Annotated in this window: 19 protein-coding genes; 13 read left to right on the top strand and 6 right to left on the bottom strand. The window is 33.0% G+C overall.

Annotated elements, in window-relative coordinates:
- Positions 1–27 precede the first annotated feature (27 nt).
- Genes ribD through BM239_RS10215 form a run of 4 tightly spaced genes read left to right on the top strand, consistent with a single transcriptional unit; the run spans position 28 to position 3121 of the window.
- Entirely contained in the window at positions 28–1035 is a 1008-nt protein-coding gene (gene ribD / locus BM239_RS10230; protein ID WP_092208247.1) for a bifunctional diaminohydroxyphosphoribosylaminopyrimidine deaminase/5-amino-6-(5-phosphoribosylamino)uracil reductase RibD, read from the top strand.
- Positions 1032–1643, top strand: a complete 612-nt coding sequence (locus BM239_RS10225) for an HAD family hydrolase (protein WP_092208245.1) — start codon at positions 1032–1034, stop codon at positions 1641–1643. The genes ribD and BM239_RS10225 overlap by 4 nt, the downstream gene beginning before the upstream one ends.
- Positions 1640–2503, top strand: a complete 864-nt coding sequence (locus BM239_RS10220) for an EamA family transporter (RefSeq protein ID WP_092208243.1) — start codon at positions 1640–1642, stop codon at positions 2501–2503. The genes BM239_RS10225 and BM239_RS10220 overlap by 4 nt, the downstream gene beginning before the upstream one ends.
- Positions 2504–3121 (top strand): IMPACT family protein, encoded by a 618-nt coding sequence (locus tag BM239_RS10215; RefSeq protein WP_092208241.1) that lies wholly within the window; start codon positions 2504–2506, stop codon positions 3119–3121.
- Here the strand turns inward: BM239_RS10215 and BM239_RS10210 are convergent.
- The gene (locus BM239_RS10210; protein ID WP_092208239.1) at positions 3118–3522 is read right to left on the bottom strand and encodes an acyl-CoA thioesterase; all 405 of its coding nucleotides are present in this window, start codon (positions 3520–3522) and stop codon (positions 3118–3120) included. The two genes, BM239_RS10215 and BM239_RS10210, sit on opposite strands and share 4 nt — an antisense overlap.
- Before the next feature lie 181 nt (positions 3523–3703).
- Between BM239_RS10210 and dnaA the strand changes: the two genes are divergently transcribed.
- From dnaA to BM239_RS10190, 4 genes are all read left to right on the top strand, one after another.
- Positions 3704–5131 (top strand): chromosomal replication initiator protein DnaA, encoded by a 1428-nt coding sequence (gene dnaA, locus BM239_RS10205; RefSeq protein ID WP_092208237.1) that lies wholly within the window; start codon positions 3704–3706, stop codon positions 5129–5131.
- A 53-nt stretch (positions 5132–5184) separates the two neighbouring features.
- On the top strand, positions 5185–5625 hold the full coding sequence (locus tag BM239_RS10200) for a low molecular weight protein-tyrosine-phosphatase (protein ID WP_092208658.1): 441 nt from the start codon (positions 5185–5187) through the stop codon (positions 5623–5625).
- A 76-nt stretch (positions 5626–5701) separates the two neighbouring features.
- Positions 5702–7108, top strand: coding sequence for a PQQ-dependent sugar dehydrogenase (locus tag BM239_RS10195; protein WP_092208235.1), 1407 nt, complete (start codon positions 5702–5704; stop codon positions 7106–7108).
- On the top strand, positions 7108–7827 hold the full coding sequence (locus tag BM239_RS10190; RefSeq protein ID WP_092208233.1) for an SAM-dependent methyltransferase: 720 nt from the start codon (positions 7108–7110) through the stop codon (positions 7825–7827). Before BM239_RS10195 ends, BM239_RS10190 begins: the two co-directional genes overlap by 1 nt.
- Before the next feature lie 5 nt (positions 7828–7832).
- Here the strand turns inward: BM239_RS10190 and BM239_RS10185 are convergent, their stop codons facing one another.
- The 5 genes from BM239_RS10185 to dapF all read right to left on the bottom strand — a co-directional run bounded on the left by BM239_RS10185 (position 7833) and on the right by dapF (position 11864).
- Entirely contained in the window at positions 7833–8504 is a 672-nt protein-coding gene (locus BM239_RS10185) for a peptidoglycan-binding protein LysM (RefSeq protein WP_092208656.1), read from the bottom strand.
- A gap of 109 nt (positions 8505–8613) precedes the next feature.
- Positions 8614–9528: a DUF2279 domain-containing protein gene (locus BM239_RS10180; RefSeq protein ID WP_092208231.1), complete on the bottom strand. Its 915-nt coding sequence runs from the start codon at positions 9526–9528 to the stop codon at positions 8614–8616.
- Entirely contained in the window at positions 9525–10568 is a 1044-nt protein-coding gene (mltG, locus tag BM239_RS10175) for an endolytic transglycosylase MltG (RefSeq protein WP_092208229.1), read from the bottom strand. The genes BM239_RS10180 and mltG overlap by 4 nt, the downstream gene beginning before the upstream one ends.
- A 1-nt stretch (position 10569) precedes the next feature.
- Positions 10570–11091, bottom strand: coding sequence for a GNAT family N-acetyltransferase (locus tag BM239_RS10170; RefSeq protein ID WP_092208227.1), 522 nt, complete (start codon positions 11089–11091; stop codon positions 10570–10572).
- Positions 11085–11864 (bottom strand): diaminopimelate epimerase, encoded by a 780-nt coding sequence (gene dapF, locus BM239_RS10165; RefSeq protein WP_092208225.1) that lies wholly within the window; start codon positions 11862–11864, stop codon positions 11085–11087. Before dapF ends, BM239_RS10170 begins: the two co-directional genes overlap by 7 nt.
- A gap of 150 nt (positions 11865–12014) precedes the next feature.
- Between dapF and BM239_RS10160 the strand changes: the two genes are divergently transcribed.
- The 5 genes from BM239_RS10160 to rplS all read left to right on the top strand — a co-directional run bounded on the left by BM239_RS10160 (position 12015) and on the right by rplS (position 17187).
- A complete protein-coding gene (locus BM239_RS10160; protein WP_092208223.1) occupies positions 12015–13430 on the top strand; it encodes a trypsin-like peptidase domain-containing protein in 1416 nt (471 codons plus the stop codon).
- A gap of 172 nt (positions 13431–13602) precedes the next feature.
- The gene (locus BM239_RS10155; protein ID WP_092208221.1) at positions 13603–15051 is read left to right on the top strand and encodes a glyceraldehyde-3-phosphate dehydrogenase; all 1449 of its coding nucleotides are present in this window, start codon (positions 13603–13605) and stop codon (positions 15049–15051) included.
- Between the two features lie 195 nt (positions 15052–15246).
- Positions 15247–15858: a tRNA (guanine-N1)-methyltransferase gene (locus BM239_RS10150; protein WP_092208219.1), complete on the top strand. Its 612-nt coding sequence runs from the start codon at positions 15247–15249 to the stop codon at positions 15856–15858.
- 151 nt (positions 15859–16009) lie between these two features.
- A complete protein-coding gene (gene trmD / locus BM239_RS10145; protein ID WP_092208217.1) occupies positions 16010–16690 on the top strand; it encodes a tRNA (guanosine(37)-N1)-methyltransferase TrmD in 681 nt (226 codons plus the stop codon).
- Positions 16691–16833: 143 nt separating this feature from the next.
- Positions 16834–17187, top strand: a complete 354-nt coding sequence (gene rplS, locus BM239_RS10140) for a 50S ribosomal protein L19 (RefSeq protein WP_092208215.1) — start codon at positions 16834–16836, stop codon at positions 17185–17187.
- Positions 17188–17261 lie beyond the last annotated feature (74 nt).

Below are 17261 nucleotides of genomic sequence, written 5' to 3'. Positions count from 1 at the left end.
CTTATTTTTACATCTTGAAATTCTGGGATGAAGATACATGAAAAATACATAAATCGTTGCATTGAAATTGCCAAAAATGGATTAGGAACTACTGCTCCAAACCCTATGGTAGGCTCGGTAATTGTCTATAAAAATCAAATAATTGGCGAAGGTTATACAAGTCCCTTTGGCGGACCACATGCCGAAGTAAATGCCATTCAATCGGTTACAGACAAAACACTTTTAAAAGAGGCCACGCTATATGCAACTTTAGAACCTTGTAGCCATTTCGGGAAAACACCACCTTGTAGTGATTTAATTATAAACCACAACATTCCAAATGTTGTTATTGGAACGACAGACACCCATAGTAAAGTAGCTGGTAATGGCATTAAAAAGTTAATAGAAGCTGGATGTCGTGTTACCGTTGGCATTTTAGAAGATGCCTGTAAAGAACATCACAAACGTTTTTTCACGTTTCACAATAAGAAACGGCCTTATATTATTTTAAAATGGGCTGAAACGGCCAATGGTTTTATAGCGCCAAAAACTCGTAACAACCAAAAACCCGTTTGGATTACGAATGAATTTTCACGTCAATTAGTTCATAAATGGCGCACTGAAGAACAAGCCATTTTAATAGGAACCAATACAGCTTTGGCGGATAATCCAAGCTTAACAGTTAGAGATTGGACAGGAAAAAATCCTATCCGGTTTGTAATTGATAAAAAGCAAAAGCTTTCCAATAATTTAACCGTTTTTAATAACGAAGCTGAAACCATTCGGATTACGGAAAGCGATATCGATTTCAATAAACCAATTGCCATTCAAATTGGTGAATTTTTACATAAAAAGAACATTCAATCCATAATTATTGAAGGTGGCTCGCAAACACTGCAAACCTTTATTGATGAAAGTTTATGGGACGAAGCTCGAGTATTTTCTAGTAAAGTAATTTTTTCTGAAGGAATTAAAGCTCCTATTTTTAAAGGAGAATTATTAGAAGAAACCGATATATTAGACGACACATTGCGTATTTACAAAAACACAATATGATTAAAACATTAATTTTCGATTTTGGCGATGTATTTATCAATTTAGATAAAGTTGGCGCTATGCAAAATGCTTTAAATTTATTTCAATTAAAAGAATTTTCACCAGATATGATAGCTTGCAACGAAGCCTATGAACAAGGAAAACTGACTTCAGAAGCCTTTTTATCTTTCTACACTAAAAAATTTCCCAATTTAACTGAAACCGAAATTTTAGATGCTTGGAATTTTATTTTAAGAGATTTCCCCACACATAGACTCGCTTTTTTAAAACAATTAGCAATAGATAACCAATATCAACTTATTTTATTAAGCAACACCAACGAACTTCATATAAAATGGATTCAAGAACGTGTTCCATTTTACCAAGATTTTAAAACTTTGTTCCATCAGTTTTATTTATCCCATGAAATTCAATTACGAAAGCCCAATCATTCTATTTATAAATTTGTTTTAAACCAGAATAATTTAAATGCTAAAACGTGTTTGTTTATTGATGATACGGAAGAAAATATACTTGCAGCTTCGGAATTAGGTATTCATACCTGGCACATTAATCCCGAAACAGATGATATTGTTAATTTATTCAACGTTAAAAAAGACCTCTTTTGATTTATTTACTATTAAGCATATTAGCGTCCACTATTATTTTTGTGCTGTTTAAGTTATTTGATAAGTATCAGGTAAACACGCTTCAGGCTATTGTTTTTAATTACATTATAGCTTTTTGTGTCGGTATTTTAGCATATAACGAACCTGTGAACATCAATACCATTGTTTCAACCGAGTGGTTTTATGGCGCCATTTTTTTAGGTTTTTTATTCATTGCCATTTTTAATGTTATGGCCATCACATCACAACGAGTGGGCTTATCGGTTGCGAGCGTTGCCACAAAAATGAGTGTGATTATTCCGGTAGTTTTTGGGATATATGTGTATCAAGAAAGCGCTGGTTTATTTAAAATTATTGGAATTATTGCTGCGTTATTAGCTGTATATATGGCTTCTGCGAAACCAGGAACACGAATAAAAAACAAAAGCAACTACATTTTTCCTATTATTATTTTTTTAGGTTCTGGAATTATAGATACATCCATTAAATACATAGAAACAACCTATTTAACCGAAAATGGTATTCCAATCTTTTCTGCAACCATTTTTGGTTTTGCCGCTTTAATAGGAATGGGCACACTATTAATTAGAAAACTACAAGGACATTTTACATTTGATCCTAAAAGCCTAATAGCTGGACTAGCTTTAGGTGTGGTGAACTATGCATCTATATATTATTTACTGAAAGCATTGGACCATGAAACATTAGAAAGCTCTACCATTTTCACAGTTAACAATGTAGCTATAATTTTACTCACATCTCTTTTAGGATTATTGCTGTTTAAAGAAAAGCTCTCGACAAAAAATTGGATAGGTATTAGTTTAGCCGTAATTTCGATTTTGTTAGTAACTGCAATATAAATGATGCAAAAAGACACGTACAAAACCATTTCAAAACCTTCCGATGAAGTCTTATTTAAAGATAAAAACAGCAAGTTTTTTGGTTACGCCTTTCCTATTAAACATGAAAATGATGTTAAAGAACATATAGACGTTTTAAAGAAAAAACATCACACAGCTGGACATTGGTGTTATGCTTACCAAACTGGCATGGATGAAGCCAATTTGTATTTTAGAGCCAATGATGATGGCGAACCTAACAATAGTGCAGGCATGCCTATTTACGGTCAAATACAATCGTATGATGTTACTAATGTATTGGTTGTTGTTGTTCGGTATTTTGGAGGTGTAAAACTAGGTGTTGGTGGTTTAATTAACGCCTACAAAACAACAGCTCAAATGGCTTTAGACGCCTCTAAAATTGTAAAACGAACCATAAACCAGCAATTTCTTATTCGGTTTGATTATAAAAACATGAATAAAGTAATGCGTGTTATCAAAGAAAATAATTTAAAAATTCTTGACCAAACATTAGAGTTAGACTGCCAAATTGTTATTTCCGTTCGATTGAAAGACAGTACAAAAATTGCAAAAAAATTTGAAACTATTTACGAGGTATCTATTACCGAACAAAATTAAAGCGATTCAATTTTTTTTAAAATATAATCTGGGCATTTCATAGGTCGTTTAGTAGTCATATCAATAAAAGCTAAAACGGTGTTAGCAGTCACCAAAATATCTCCAGATGCATTGGCAATTTCATAGTCAAATTCTATCTTAACTGAAGGCATTTTTTTTAGCTGTGTTTTCACTTTAATCACCTCATCATAAAGTGCTGACTTCTTATAATTTAAGCTCATAGAAATTACAGGAAGCATCACACCACTTTTTTCCATTTCATTATAAGAAAGCCCCATCTTTCGAAGCCATTCTGTGCGTCCCATTTCTAGATATAACGCATAATTACCATGATGAACCACACCCATTTGGTCGGTTTCACCATATCTCACTCTTATAGGTATTTCATCGAAAAAGAACATTCTGTTTAAATATTTTTTTGTAGTTTAGGCAATGCAATAAACATGCGAAAAAATATCTTAATATTCAATAGAGATACATTTTTTTTTTAAGATTTTTGTTCACATATTTGCCAAGCTAAAGATCAACATGAGAAAATCATTTCTCTCATCAACTACTAACAAATAAATTTTTATTTTAATAATGAGTGTAACTGCGCAAACGGTATGGGGAAATTGTCTTGAATTTATAAAGGATAATATACAACCGCAAGCATATAAAACATGGTTCGAACCTATAGTTGCAGTAAAATTCACTGATAATGCTTTAAGTATTCAAGTCCCTAGTAAGTTCTTTTATGAGTGGTTAGAGGAGCATTATGTTAAAATCTTAAAAGTTGCTTTAACAAAACAGCTTGGAGAAAATGCCAAATTGGTTTACATTATTAAAATGGAAAACACTTATGGTAACAAGCAGCCTTTTACAGAACGCATTCCAAGTTCTAATCGTTCAGCCGTAAAAGCTCAAGATGTTGATATTCCTTTAAATAATAAAAATCCAGAATTGCGAAACCCTTTTATTATTCCAGGTATTAGGAATGTAAAAATAGAATCGCAATTAAACCCAAATTATAGTTTTGAAAACTTTCTGGAAGGTGACTCTAACCGATTAGCACGTAGTGCAGGTTTAGCTGTTGCTGCAAAACCAGGTGGCACATCGTTTAATCCCCTATTAATTTTTGGTGGAGTTGGTTTAGGAAAAACGCATTTAGCTCATGCTATTGGTGTTGATATAAAAGATAAATATCCTGAAAAAACGGTTTTATATATTTCAGCTGAAAAATTTACGCAACAATATATTGATGCGGTTAAAAAGAATAATAGAATTGATTTTATTCACTTCTATCAAATCATTGATATTTTAATTATTGACGATGTTCAATTTTTATCTGGAAAATCTGGTACTCAAGATGTCTTTTTCCACATTTTTAATCATTTACACCAGAATGGGAAGCAAGTTATTTTAACCAGTGACAAAGCACCTGTAGATATGCAAGACATTGAACAACGTTTATTATCACGTTTTAAATGGGGCCTTTCAGCTGAATTACAAAGCCCTGATTTTGAAACTCGTGTTTCTATATTGAAAAATAAACTTTATAGAGATGGTGTTGAGATGCCAGAAGAAATTATTGAGTACGTTGCCAAACATATTAAAACAAACATTCGTGAATTGGAAGGTGCCATAATATCATTAATAGCACAATCTTCTTTCAACAAAAAAGAAATTACCGCAGACTTGGCAAAACAAGTGGTTGAAAAATTTGTAAAAAACACCAAACGCGAAGTTTCTATAGACTATATTCAGAAAATTGTGTCTGATTATTTCCAAATGGATGTCGATACCTTACAATCTAAAACACGAAAACGTCACATCGTTCAAGCGCGTCAATTGGCCATGTTTTTTGCTAAAAAATACACCAAAGCATCATTAGCTAGTATTGGTTCGCAAATAGGAAAACGTGATCATGCTACAGTTTTACACGCCTGCAAAACAGTTGATAATTTATCATCCACCGATAAGCAGTTTAAAAAATATGTGGACGATTTAACTAAAAAACTGTCTGTTTAATCCTCTAAATACTATTTCCGATGTCTCGGGATCCTCATACAACTAAAATTCTCATGGTTTGCCTAGGCAATATTTGCCGCTCACCACTTGCAGAAGGAATTTTAAAATCCAAACTCCCAGAAACAGGTTTTGTAGTAGATTCTGCTGGAACTGGAAATTATCATGTTGGTGATTCTCCAGACCCGAGATCCATAACCACGGCTAAAAAATATGGATTAGATATCACCACACAACGAGGTAGACAGTTTACGGTTTCAGATTTTGATACTTTCGATTTTATTTATGTTATGGATAGTTCTAATTTTGAAAATGTAGTTAAACTAGCTCGAAATGCAAACGACATTGCAAAAGTACATTACATTTTAAACGAAATTTATCCCAATCAAAACCACAGTGTTCCCGATCCTTATACAGGTGGCATTCAAGGCTTCGAAAATACATTTAAAATGTTAGATGAAGCCTGCACAAACCTAGCCATGAAACTTGTTAATTAACGCTTTTTCAATATTTAATATTTATACAGCTAGTTTTTTTGTAATTTGTAATGATATACAAGAAAACACCTGAAATATGAAAAATATATTAAGCCTACTCGTCTTTTTAATATTCACTATTTTCACCCATGCACAACAAATTGGTATAGATTTATATGCTGATGGATTTAATAATCCAGTAGGTATTAAGCATGCCAATGATGACCGCCTCTTTATTGTTGAAAAAGCAGGTGTTATCAAAATAATTAATGGACAACAAAACGTTGTTACAACAGCTTTTTTAGACATTAATAGTTTAGTAAGTAATAGTGGTGGCGAACGTGGCTTATTAGGATTAGCGTTTCATCCGAACTTTACTTCCAATGGTTATTTCTTTGTAAATTATATTAATAATTCAGGAGATACGGTCGTTTCGCGTTTCACTGTAAATCCCACAGATAGTAATTTGGCTGATGTGAATTCAGAACTCATTTTATTAACCATTGAACAACCTTATGGCAATCATAATGGAGGCGATTTAGCTTTTGGTGAAGACGGCTTTTTATACATTGCAACAGGCGATGGTGGTTCAGGTAGTGATCCCGAAAATAGATCACAGGACTTAACAACGCTTTTAGGCAAACTTTTACGAATTGATGTTAACAATTCAGGCAACGGATTAAATTATGCCATTCCAGCTGATAATCCTTTTATTTCAAACGCAAATGCTTTGGATGAAATTTGGGCTTATGGACTTCGTAATCCATGGCGCTTTTCATTTGATAGAACTAATAACGATTTATGGATTGCCGATGTGGGACAATTTGAAATTGAAGAAATTAATAAAGTTAGCGCTACCGAAGGTGGTATAAATTATGGCTGGCGATGTTATGAAGGTAACGAACCCTTTATTACAGGAGGTTGCCCAGATGCCTCAACCATGGTATTTCCAGTATCACAATACACACATTCCAATAGTGGTGAATTTAAATGCTCCATTACAGGTGGCTACATTTATCAAGGTAGCCAATTTCCAGCTTTTATTGATACTTATTTTTTTGCTGATTATTGCAGTGATGAAATTGGAACATTAGTGTTTGAAAATAACACATGGACCATGTCTTTTACTACTCCTTTCAGCAATAAAGGTTGGACAACATTTGGTGAAGATACGGATGGAGAATTATATATTGCCGCAGCTAGTACAGGAGAAATTTTTAGGATTGTAGACACCAACTTAAGTATAAACGAAAATAGTTTATACACCATTAAAATATATCCAAATCCTGTTGCCGATTACCTAACTATTGATGCATTATCATCTACAACAACATTACTAGATGTTGTAATTTATGATGCTCGTGGTAAACATATAAAAACTATTTCAGGCATTAACAAACAGCAAATCAATATTTCTGTTGCAACCTTAACGAGTGGTATATATTTTATGGAAATAAGCGATACCAATAACAATAGCGTTACCAAAAAACTTATAATAGACTAATGACAACCTCCAAACTCGGAAAATTATATTTAATTCCTACAACTTTAGGCGACACTAACCCATTAGATGTTTTACCTGTAACCATTAAAAATACCATTGAATCGATTGATATTTTTATTGTTGAAAATGAAAAAACAGCAAGACGTTTTATTAAAAGTATAGCACCAGAAAAAAAACAACCTTCTTTAGAGTTATTTTTACTTAATAAGTTTACAGAATTCACGGAACTTCCTGAATTCTTAAACCCATGCTTAAGCGGTAAAAATGTTGGCTTATTGTCGGAAGCTGGTTGTCCTGCTATTGCAGATCCAGGTGCTGACGTTGTAAAAATTGCCCATGCAAAAAATATTCAAGTTGTTCCGTTAGTAGGCCCTTCCTCAATTATTATGGCTGTAATGAGTTCAGGAATGAATGGACAAAGCTTTGCGTTTAATGGCTATTTGCCTATTGATAAACAGGAACGTAAAGCAGAATTACTGCGTTTAGAACGCTTATCGTTTCAACACAATCAGTCTCAATTATTTATTGAAACACCCTATAGAAATAATGCCATGTTAGAAGATATATGCAAAGTACTACACCCTGAAACGGATGTTTGTGTAGCCTGTGATATTACGTTACCTACCGAATTTATAAAAACGCAATCCGTACAAGCTTGGAAAAAAAACAGTGCAGACCTTCATAAAAGACCTGCACTTTTTATAATTCACAAACACTAATCAGTTTAAGCGGTAAGCTTGACTTTAGCCTTTCTGTTAGATTTTACTTTAGAGGTATCATACCCAGAAAACTTCTTGATATAATATTCAATTGATGTTCCGTAAGCATCGGTAAAACCCTGCTCGCCATAACTTCTTAAGTACTTTTTCACGTTTCCTGGACCTGCCAAATGTGCTGCAGCCAATATGCCTGATTCTGTAATCAGGACACCATTAATTGTTTTACCATTAAAACGCTTAATATCCTTTCTTAAAATCCATTTATTTCGCTCGGCATTGGCCAAGAATGCTTTTTCCTGCATTTCAGGATTTTTCAAAAAATGAACTGGATTATAAATACCTATCAATTTTAAAGTTTCTTTACCAAATTGGTATTTTCCAAGGTATCCAAACGTATTAACGGTAAAATAATCACCTCTGGATTCTTTAAAACCTAAAGCCTCTTTAAAGCCCACAAACGATTTTCCTAAAGTTGGTGAAAATGGTTTATACGCTTTTTCTAATGGTAAGTAGTGGTCAGATTCAGATGAAGTTTCAGTTGTTTCAACAGTATTAAATGCTAAATCATTCTCTGAAAAATCATTTTCTGTTATGGTCTTGTTCGATGTAAACGAACCAACAATTAAGACACATATTATAAGTACTAGTACTAGGTAATTTAAAATACTTTTTCTCATAATTTTTGAATTTTTTAAACACATTTCTTTGTGGGAAAGGGTTGTAAAATTTCAGCGTGCAAATATACGTCTTTTTTTTAATATCTGAAAATTAATCGATTAAGTGGCTTTAAAAGTAGATTCCGTGAAAGCTTATGCCATTTTCTTCGTTAAACTCCATAGTTGGAAATGGCACTTTTATGGTATTAAAAAGTGCAAAAACGGTCTTTAAAACATGAGAATTTGTTTTAATTCGTGTAAGATCAATATCTAAACTTAAGTAAAATTGACGTACCCTATTTTGATTTTGAAACAGATTATTTTCAGGTTCATCTTGTCCCGTTAACATACCGTCAGCTCCATAACCAAAAGCCACGTTTAACCAAGTTGGTATTTTACTTTTCTTAAAAAATGATTGGATATTGACACTCAACCAATACGTTTGACCATTATAATCTTTTAAAAATTCTTCCGCTAATCCATCACCTAATTTATCTGGACGTTGACTAGCGTATTGAGTTCTATGAAAAGAATACTTCATGGTAATTCGTTGTTCATGCCATAAGAGTTCTTGACCAATAAACAAACCCGTTCCAGTAGCATTTGCAGCCATGTCACCCCAGGAAAATCCCCATTCTTCAGAAAAACCATCTAGAATTTCTACCGCTGTTAAAAACGTAAAACCCAAAGTGCCTCCATAAATAAGTTGGTTTTTTTCACTAACACCACTCCAATTTAAAACATCTGCTCCTACTCTTCCCAACTGATAAGCAGAATATACATGACCTAATTTATCCATTTGAAGCCATTCGTTAGTATCATCAAGTGTGTGAAAATTAGAACGTGGATAATCTGCATACCACAATTCATTTAATGCCAAAAGCGAAACGGTTCCAAGTGCTGTTTCTGAAATTATTACGGCATTCCGTCTAGATTTAATAAGTGAGTCACTAGGCTTTAAAAAGGCATTGAGTCCCGATTGAGAATATACAATCAGGGTCCATAATCCAAAAACAATATGTAGTATTTTTTTATTCAAGTTTATTGATAAATACCTTGTTGAGATAGATATCTCTGGTATTCACGCGCATTAGCGTTATGTTGACTTAACGTTTTGGCAAACTTATGATAGCCCAAACGTTTGGCATCTGCTGCAAAATATAAATAATTGTGGTTTTCATGATTTAAAACCGCATTTATAGCAGAAATATCAGGCATGGTTACTAATCCTGGTGGAAGGCCTGCGTATTTATAAGTATTGTAAGGTGATTCAATTTCTTTGTGTTTATTCAGCACTCGCTTGATAACCGTATTTTGATATTCTGGTAATTGATAGGCTGCAAATTTTAAAGTTGGATCTGCTTGCAACGGCATTTTAATTCGCAGTCTATTAATATAAACACCTGCAACACGAGGCTGCTCGTTAGCCTGCTTAGACTCTTCATAAACAATAGAGGCCAAGGTCATAACTTCATTTTGCGACAAATTGAGCGCATCGGCTTTTGCTAATCTATCTTCTGTCCAAAACCGATTATATTCAGTTAACATCCTATCTCTGAACTGCTCTGCAGAAGTATTCCAAAAAAATTCATAACTATTAGGAAGATACATGCCCAATGCAGTTGCATTCGAAAAATTATTAGCTTTTAAAAACTCGGGATCTCTCATAGCTGTAATCAGTGAAACACTGTCTGCCTCTATTTGCATGCTAACTCTTCCTGCTAGATCCTCAAGAGTTTGTTGGTTATTAAAGGACAAATTAAAGGGCAAATTATTACTACGAATAGAATTTATAATATCGTTGTTATTCATTCCCTTTTTAATAGCATATCGTCCTGCTTTAATATTTGTCGTGTATTTTTTCTGATTTGCCAATGCGTCAAATGACGACATATCTTTTAATAATGGTTGTAGCTGCTCACGAACATCAGAATATTGTGCATTTGTTGGAATATAAATATATGCCTCTTGATTATTAAATGCTGTATTAGGTGCAAACATGGCACTATAAACAAAGTAAGCAAAGTAGGCTGCCACTAACAATCCGATTAGTGAAATAGCCCAAAGTATTTTTTTGATATACATGTTAAAAAATTCGTTGTAATAAATATTCGTTTTTAAAGGAACCGTTTATAAAATTCCAATCTTTTTTTAATCCTATTTTTTTAAACCCATTATTTTCAAACAAATTTAAACTTACATTATTGTCTTCAGAAATATTACAAAATAACTGATGTAAATCTAAATGTGATTTAGCATAAGACATCAAAAGCTTCAAAGCTTCGTCACCAAATCCTTTTTGCCTACTTGGTTTGCTGTAAATAAGTATGCCAATACCAGCACGTTTATTTTTAAAATCGCAATCAAATAAATCTATTAAACCAATGGATTCATGATTATCATTGGCAATTAACAAGCGTAATTGTTTTACCTCGTAAATATCTTTATGCGCATTCTCAAGATATTCTTTTATTAAATATCTAGAATAAGGAGTTTGAGTACTACTCAATTCCCAGATAGATTCGTCATTTTCTATTGTGTAAATAAAATCTAAATCTTCTGGTTCTAAAGCTCTTAAGTAGATATGCTTACCATTTAGTGTTAACATACAATTTCGCCTTTAAAAACATAATTTGCAGAACCAATAAGCCAAATATTTTGATATTCAGAATTATTGTTTTCAAACGAGACCTGAAGTTTACCACCTTCAGTTTCTAAAGTAATCAGATTTTTTTCTGTCTCTCCAATGGCGTGCATTGCAATGGCCACAGCAGTAACACCAGTACCACAGGACAATGTTTCATCTTCAACACCACGTTCGTAAGTTCTAACAGAAAAATTAGATTCGTTATTTTTTGTAACAAAATTCACATTAGCACCTAACGCATTATAGGGCTCACCATGTCTAATTTGTGACCCTATTTTTTTTACATTTAAATGGGCCAAATTGGTTTCCATTTGAACATGATGTGGTGAACCTGTATTTAAAAATACGTGTGTGTCAAAAAGGCTCACTTCAGGTACATTTTGCATTTTGAGTTTTATGATATCATCTTCAATTAAGGCCTTATGCTCGCCATCTACAGCCATAAATTGCGTGCTGTTATTTATAATACCTAAAAAATGAGCAAAAGCCACAATACACCTACCACCATTGCCGCACATAGAACTTTCATTTCCATCAGCATTATAATACACCATTTTAAAATCGAGTGTATCATGTTGTTCTAACAAAATTAAACCGTCTGCACCAATGCCAAAACGTCTGTTACATAACAATTTAATAGTTTTGGTATTGTTTTTGCAAAACTCTAGTTGACGATTATCAATCAGAATAAAATCGTTTCCTGTTCCTTGATATTTATAAAATGTGTAAGTCATAAGCAGGGCAAATATATGAATTAATGATGGTTTTTTTCTATGTTAAATAGCCGTTAAAATAGGCGTTAAAAAAAGTTAAACTTGAAAATACCATTCAATAATAAATTAATTTTAAACGTTATTCATTTAATTAAAACAATTATATAGATTATGAAAAAGTTACTAACTCTCGTTTTTGTTTCCATTTTAGGTGGTATATTAACTTTATCGGCCTATAAACTATTTTTAGAACCAGAAACTTTAACGGTTACAGCAGAAAAACAACAAGACCAAACAACCTATTTTCCAACAAATTACAATAGTGCTCATTTATTAAATCCAGCTGAAGCTCCAGACTTTGTTCAGGCAGCTGAAGAAACAGTTCACGCTGTTGTACACGTTAAAAACACAGCAGTCGTTTCTGCACCCACAACTTTAGAGGATTTCTTTTATGGCAGACGTTCTCAACAAGCACAAGTTGGTACAGGAAGTGGAGTTATTATTAATAAAAACGGATATATTATTACCAATAACCACGTGATTGCTGGAGCCAAAGAGTTATCCATTACAACTAATGATAATAAAATTTATAACGCTACTCTAATAGGAACAGATCCTAAAACTGACATTGCATTACTAAAAATTGAAGCTGATGAAGATTTACCATTCATAACGTTTGGCGATTCAGACACAGCTAAAATTGGTGAATGGGTTTTAGCTGTTGGTAATCCATTTAACTTAACATCAACAGTTACTGCCGGTATTATTTCAGCTAAATCTCGTGATTTATCCGGACAAAATTACCAGTCCTTTATCCAAACAGATGCCGCAGTAAACCCAGGAAATTCTGGAGGTGCTTTAGTAAATAAAAATGGAGACTTAATAGGGATTAATACGGCTATCAGTTCTCAAACAGGATCTTATATTGGCTACTCCTTTGCCGTTCCAAGTAATATAGCTCGCAAAGTCGTCGAGGATATTATGGAATTTGGAAATGTCCAAAATGGTATATTAGGGGTAAGTGGCATTAGCTTAAATGGAAGAACGTCTGAAGAATTGGAGGTTAATCTAACCGAAGGGTTTTATGTTGGTGCCGTGGAAGCCAAATCGGGAGCAGACCTAGCAGGTATCCAAAAAGGAGATATCATTACAAAAATTGACAATGTTAAAATTTCAAAATTTGCAGATTTAACTGGCTACTTAAATACCAAACGCCCGAATGATGTAGTTAATGTTATGATAATGAGAAACAATTCTGAAGAATTAGTTCCTGTAACCTTATCAAAATTTGAAATTTTAACGACCGAATTTTTAGATATTCAAGTAAAAAATATATCAGACGACATAAAAGAAAGGTATGAAATAGATCATGGCGTTTTAGTTACTAAAAGTGACAATTACTGGTTATATCAAAAAATTGGTTTAAATAAAGGCTATATCATTACAGATATTAATGACAATCAAATTAATAGTATTGATGATATTACAAATCTTAAAAAGAAATACGGTTCCGATTTTGAAAAGCGAATTGAAAAAATAAGCATTATTAATACTCGAGGCCAAAAGCAAAGCTTTATTTTTAGATAACAAGCTGCAAACCAAAAAAATCCCTACAGTATAAACTTATATTATAGGGATTTTTTTATTTAAAAAAACACTACGAAAACGTTTGAAATATACTATTTTTGCACTCAAATTCAAGAACCTTAAAAACAGCTTGGATTGATATAATTTAACAACACACTAAAATTAATACACAATGAGTTTTAACGAAACTTATGAAAGCGAATTAGCATTTCAAGCCGATAGACGACGAGCTACGGTAGAATTTATTAAAATTATTAGCGATCTTTGGTATGACAAATCTATCGAGCTGGTCCTATTTAGAAATCAATTAATTGACCGTAACGTCAGTGAAATTCTAAATTTACATGAATATGCAGGCGAGTTTGTTCAAAAACCAATTTCTATTTTCGACTCTGTAGAAATTGCCCAAGCCATTAAAACTTTGGATTTGCCACCAGCTAAATTGGATATTGGTAAATTAACCTACGAATACCATTTAGAAGAGAAAAAATTTAGTAATGCGTTAGCATTTGTTGCAGATAAATTACAAGATGCTAAAACTGAAAATACCATACAACCAAAAGATGTGGTGCTGTATGGTTTTGGCCGTATTGGTCGTTTAGTAGCACGTGAATTGATGACAAAAACTGGTAAAGGTAGCCAGTTACGATTAAGAGCTATTGTTACACGCGGTAAAATAGATGAAACGGTTCTAGAAAAAAGAGCATCCCTATTACGTAACGATTCGGTACATGGTGATTTTTCAGGAACAGTTGTTGCAGACCTTGAAAATAGCGCTCTAATTATAAACGGAACAACAGTTAATATCATCTCTGCTAATGCACCAGAAGATATTGATTATACAAAATATGGCATCAATCATGCTTTAATTATTGATAACACTGGCGCATTTAGAGATCATGACGCTTTAAGCAGACATTTAAAATCTAAAGGTGCTGATAAGGTATTATTAACAGCACCAGGCAAAGGCGTTCCAAACATTGTTCATGGTGTTAATCATCAAGAGCACAGTCCTGATACTGTTGATATATTTTCAGCCGCCTCCTGTACAACCAATGCTATTACACCTGTTTTAAAAGCTATTGAAGATACGTTTGGTGTAAAAAGTGGGCATTTAGAAACCATTCATGCCTATACAAATGACCAAAATCTTGTAGACAACTTCCACGGCAAATACCGTCGTGGCCGTGCAGCTGCCTTAAATATGGTAATTACAGAAACTGGAGCTGGAAGTGCTGTATCAAAAGCTTTACCAAGTCTAGAAGGTAAATTAACATCCAATGCTATTCGAGTTCCCGTTCCTAATGGTTCTCTAGCTATTTTAAATTTAGATTTAGAAAAAGCAACTTCTTTGGAAGCTATTAATACCACACTAAAAAAATATGCTTTAGAAGGCGATTTAGTGGAACAAATTAAATACGAGTTGAGTGATGAATTAGTTTCAAGTGACATTGTAGGCTGCTCTGCACCAGCAATTTTTGATAGTAAAGCAACTATTGTACGTCCAGACGGTAAAAACGCCATATTATACATATGGTATGACAATGAGTATGGCTACAGTCATCAAGTAATTAGACTTGCAAAATATATTGCAAAAGTTAGACGTTACACCTATTATTAATCGGCAATATTTAGGTAAAAAAAATCTCGCTTATAATTAGCGAGATTTTTTTTTGAAAAAACCACAACCCTAACATCTAAATTTTAAAGCTGTTCGTATATTAATTGGCCTCCAAACGAGAGGCTTTTCAAGTATTGTGTTTTATACTAAACATATTTTCTTATTTTAGCAACAACATATCTTTACAACTAACAAATGAACAGCCTAAAAAAAATTCTATTACTTTTATTTATAGCTAGTTATGCAACTATAAATGCTCAAAGCACATCAGAAGATGACGATCAATTATCTTTAGACAACGGAACCATTGACAACCAATTTGAATACGTAATAAAACGCTCTAACAACTATCAAGATTATAAGGTTGTAAAAGAAACCTGGTTGTATAAATTAAAGGCTCATACATTAGATTCCTTAAAATCAATTCATTCGGAATTAGAAACTGCCGAAGGAACCATCTCCAATCAGAATAGTGAAATAGCCAGTTTAAAAAGTAGTTTAAAAAATTCTGAAGAAGCCCTAAATAAAACGACCAACGAAAAAAACAACATGGAATTATTTGGTTTACAAATGACTAAACCAAGCTATAATGCACTTATGTGGTCCATAATAGCTATTCTTCTTGGTTTATTACTACTATTTGTATACAAATTTAAGAATAGCAATGCTGTAACACGAGAGGCTAAAAAAAACCTATCGGAAACCGAAGAAGAATTTGAAGAACACAGACGTACAGCTTTAGAACGAGAGCAAAAAGTTAGACGCCAACTTCAAGATGAATTGAATAAGCAAAAAGGAATTAATTAAAATTTCTTGACACAATAGCCAAAAAATCTACAACCTTCCGTTTGTAGATTTTTTTTGTTTTCAAACAAACGCAATTTGCTAAATAACTTCAACTAAAAACTTAAAATTCCCACAAACATTTCAATTATATTTGCAATATAAAATTTTCATCATGCGTATTGACATAATAACCGTTTTACCAGAATTATTAAAAAGCCCGTTTGAAGCGTCAATTTTAAAACGCGCTATAGATGCTAATTTGGTAGAGGTACATTTTCATAATTTACGTGATTATACATCCGATAATTACAAAACCATAGACGACTACCAATTTGGTGGTGGCGCTGGTATGGTCATGATGATTGAGCCAATTGATAAGTGTATTACACAATTGCAATCTGAACGTAAGTATGACGAAATTATATATATGACACCTGATGGTGAAACCTTAAATCAAAGTATCGCCAACCAAGTTTCATTAAAAGAGAACATTATTATTTTATGCGGACATTATAAAGGCGTAGATCAACGTGTGCGTGATCATTTTATAACACGTGAAATTTCCATTGGCGACTATGTCCTTTCAGGAGGTGAACTTGGCGCAGCTGTTTTATGCGACGCAATTATACGCTTAATCCCTGGTGTATTAGGAAATGAAACCTCTGCTTTAACAGACTCCTTTCAAGACAACCTATTGGCACCGCCAATTTATACTAGACCACGGGAATACAAAGGCTGGAAAGTACCCGAATTATTGTTTAGTGGTAACTTTCCAAAAATTGAAAAATGGCGTGAAGAACAAGCCTATGAACGTACTAAAGCACGTAGACCTGACTTATTAGACAGGAAATAAATATTTTAATAATACACTTTTAAAAAGTAAAATTATTAATTGCAAGTTATTTATAAATAGTTATCTTTGCACCCAATTTCGAGTTAACCTCTGGCGATAATCGTGAATGTTGTTTCGGATTAATTAAGTTAAAAATAAAAGATATGGAATCTTTAATCAAATTTGTACAACAAGAGTTTGTACCAAAAAAAGATTTTCCAGAGTTTAGTGCTGGAGACACAATTACAGTTTATTACGAAATTAGAGAAGGTGAAAAAGTTCGTACACAGTTCTTTAGAGGTGTTGTTATTCAAAAAAGAGGAACAGGTACTTCTGAAACATTTACAATCAGAAAAATGTCTGGTACAGTAGGTGTTGAACGTATTTTCCCTATTAATATGCCAGCTTTACAAAAAGTTGAAGTTAACAAACGTGGTAAAGTACGTCGTGCACGTATCTACTACTTTAGAGGCTTAACTGGTAAGAAAGCTAGAATAAAAGAAAGCATGAAACGTTAATTATTTGTTGATAACGTTGAAAAGCCCTGTTTTTACAGGGCTTTTTTTATTAACAAAAGTTAATAACTAAAGTT

Source organism: Algorimicrobium echini (genome assembly GCF_900115185.1).
Taxonomy (GTDB): domain Bacteria; phylum Bacteroidota; class Bacteroidia; order Flavobacteriales; family Flavobacteriaceae; genus Algorimicrobium; species Algorimicrobium echini.
Note: the sequence above shows the minus strand (reverse complement) of the source record. Positions and strands in the feature narration are given on the sequence as shown.

Excerpts from the sequence above, each read along its gene's own strand:
- BM239_RS10160 (WP_092208223.1), top strand. The coding sequence starts at position 12,015 with ATGAAAAAGTTACTAACTCTCGTTTTTGTTTCCATTTTAGGTGGTATA.
- BM239_RS10200 (WP_092208658.1), top strand. The coding sequence starts at position 5,185 with ATGGTTTGCCTAGGCAATATTTGCCGCTCACCACTTGCAGAAGGAATT.
- BM239_RS10170 (WP_092208227.1), bottom strand. The coding sequence starts at position 11,091 with ATGTTAACACTAAATGGTAAGCATATCTACTTAAGAGCTTTAGAACCA.
- rplS (WP_092208215.1), top strand. The coding sequence starts at position 16,834 with ATGGAATCTTTAATCAAATTTGTACAACAAGAGTTTGTACCAAAAAAA.
- dnaA (WP_092208237.1), top strand. The coding sequence starts at position 3,704 with ATGAGTGTAACTGCGCAAACGGTATGGGGAAATTGTCTTGAATTTATA.
- BM239_RS10210 (WP_092208239.1), bottom strand. The coding sequence starts at position 3,522 with ATGTTCTTTTTCGATGAAATACCTATAAGAGTGAGATATGGTGAAACC.
- ribD (WP_092208247.1), top strand. The coding sequence starts at position 28 with ATGAAGATACATGAAAAATACATAAATCGTTGCATTGAAATTGCCAAA.
- BM239_RS10190 (WP_092208233.1), top strand. The coding sequence starts at position 7,108 with ATGACAACCTCCAAACTCGGAAAATTATATTTAATTCCTACAACTTTA.
- BM239_RS10215 (WP_092208241.1), top strand. The coding sequence starts at position 2,504 with ATGATGCAAAAAGACACGTACAAAACCATTTCAAAACCTTCCGATGAA.
- BM239_RS10150 (WP_092208219.1), top strand. The coding sequence starts at position 15,247 with ATGAACAGCCTAAAAAAAATTCTATTACTTTTATTTATAGCTAGTTAT.
- dapF (WP_092208225.1), bottom strand. The coding sequence starts at position 11,864 with ATGACTTACACATTTTATAAATATCAAGGAACAGGAAACGATTTTATT.
- trmD (WP_092208217.1), top strand. The coding sequence starts at position 16,010 with ATGCGTATTGACATAATAACCGTTTTACCAGAATTATTAAAAAGCCCG.
- BM239_RS10185 (WP_092208656.1), bottom strand. The coding sequence starts at position 8,504 with ATGAGAAAAAGTATTTTAAATTACCTAGTACTAGTACTTATAATATGT.
- BM239_RS10195 (WP_092208235.1), top strand. The coding sequence starts at position 5,702 with ATGAAAAATATATTAAGCCTACTCGTCTTTTTAATATTCACTATTTTC.
- BM239_RS10225 (WP_092208245.1), top strand. The coding sequence starts at position 1,032 with ATGATTAAAACATTAATTTTCGATTTTGGCGATGTATTTATCAATTTA.
- mltG (WP_092208229.1), bottom strand. The coding sequence starts at position 10,568 with ATGTATATCAAAAAAATACTTTGGGCTATTTCACTAATCGGATTGTTA.
- BM239_RS10155 (WP_092208221.1), top strand. The coding sequence starts at position 13,603 with ATGAGTTTTAACGAAACTTATGAAAGCGAATTAGCATTTCAAGCCGAT.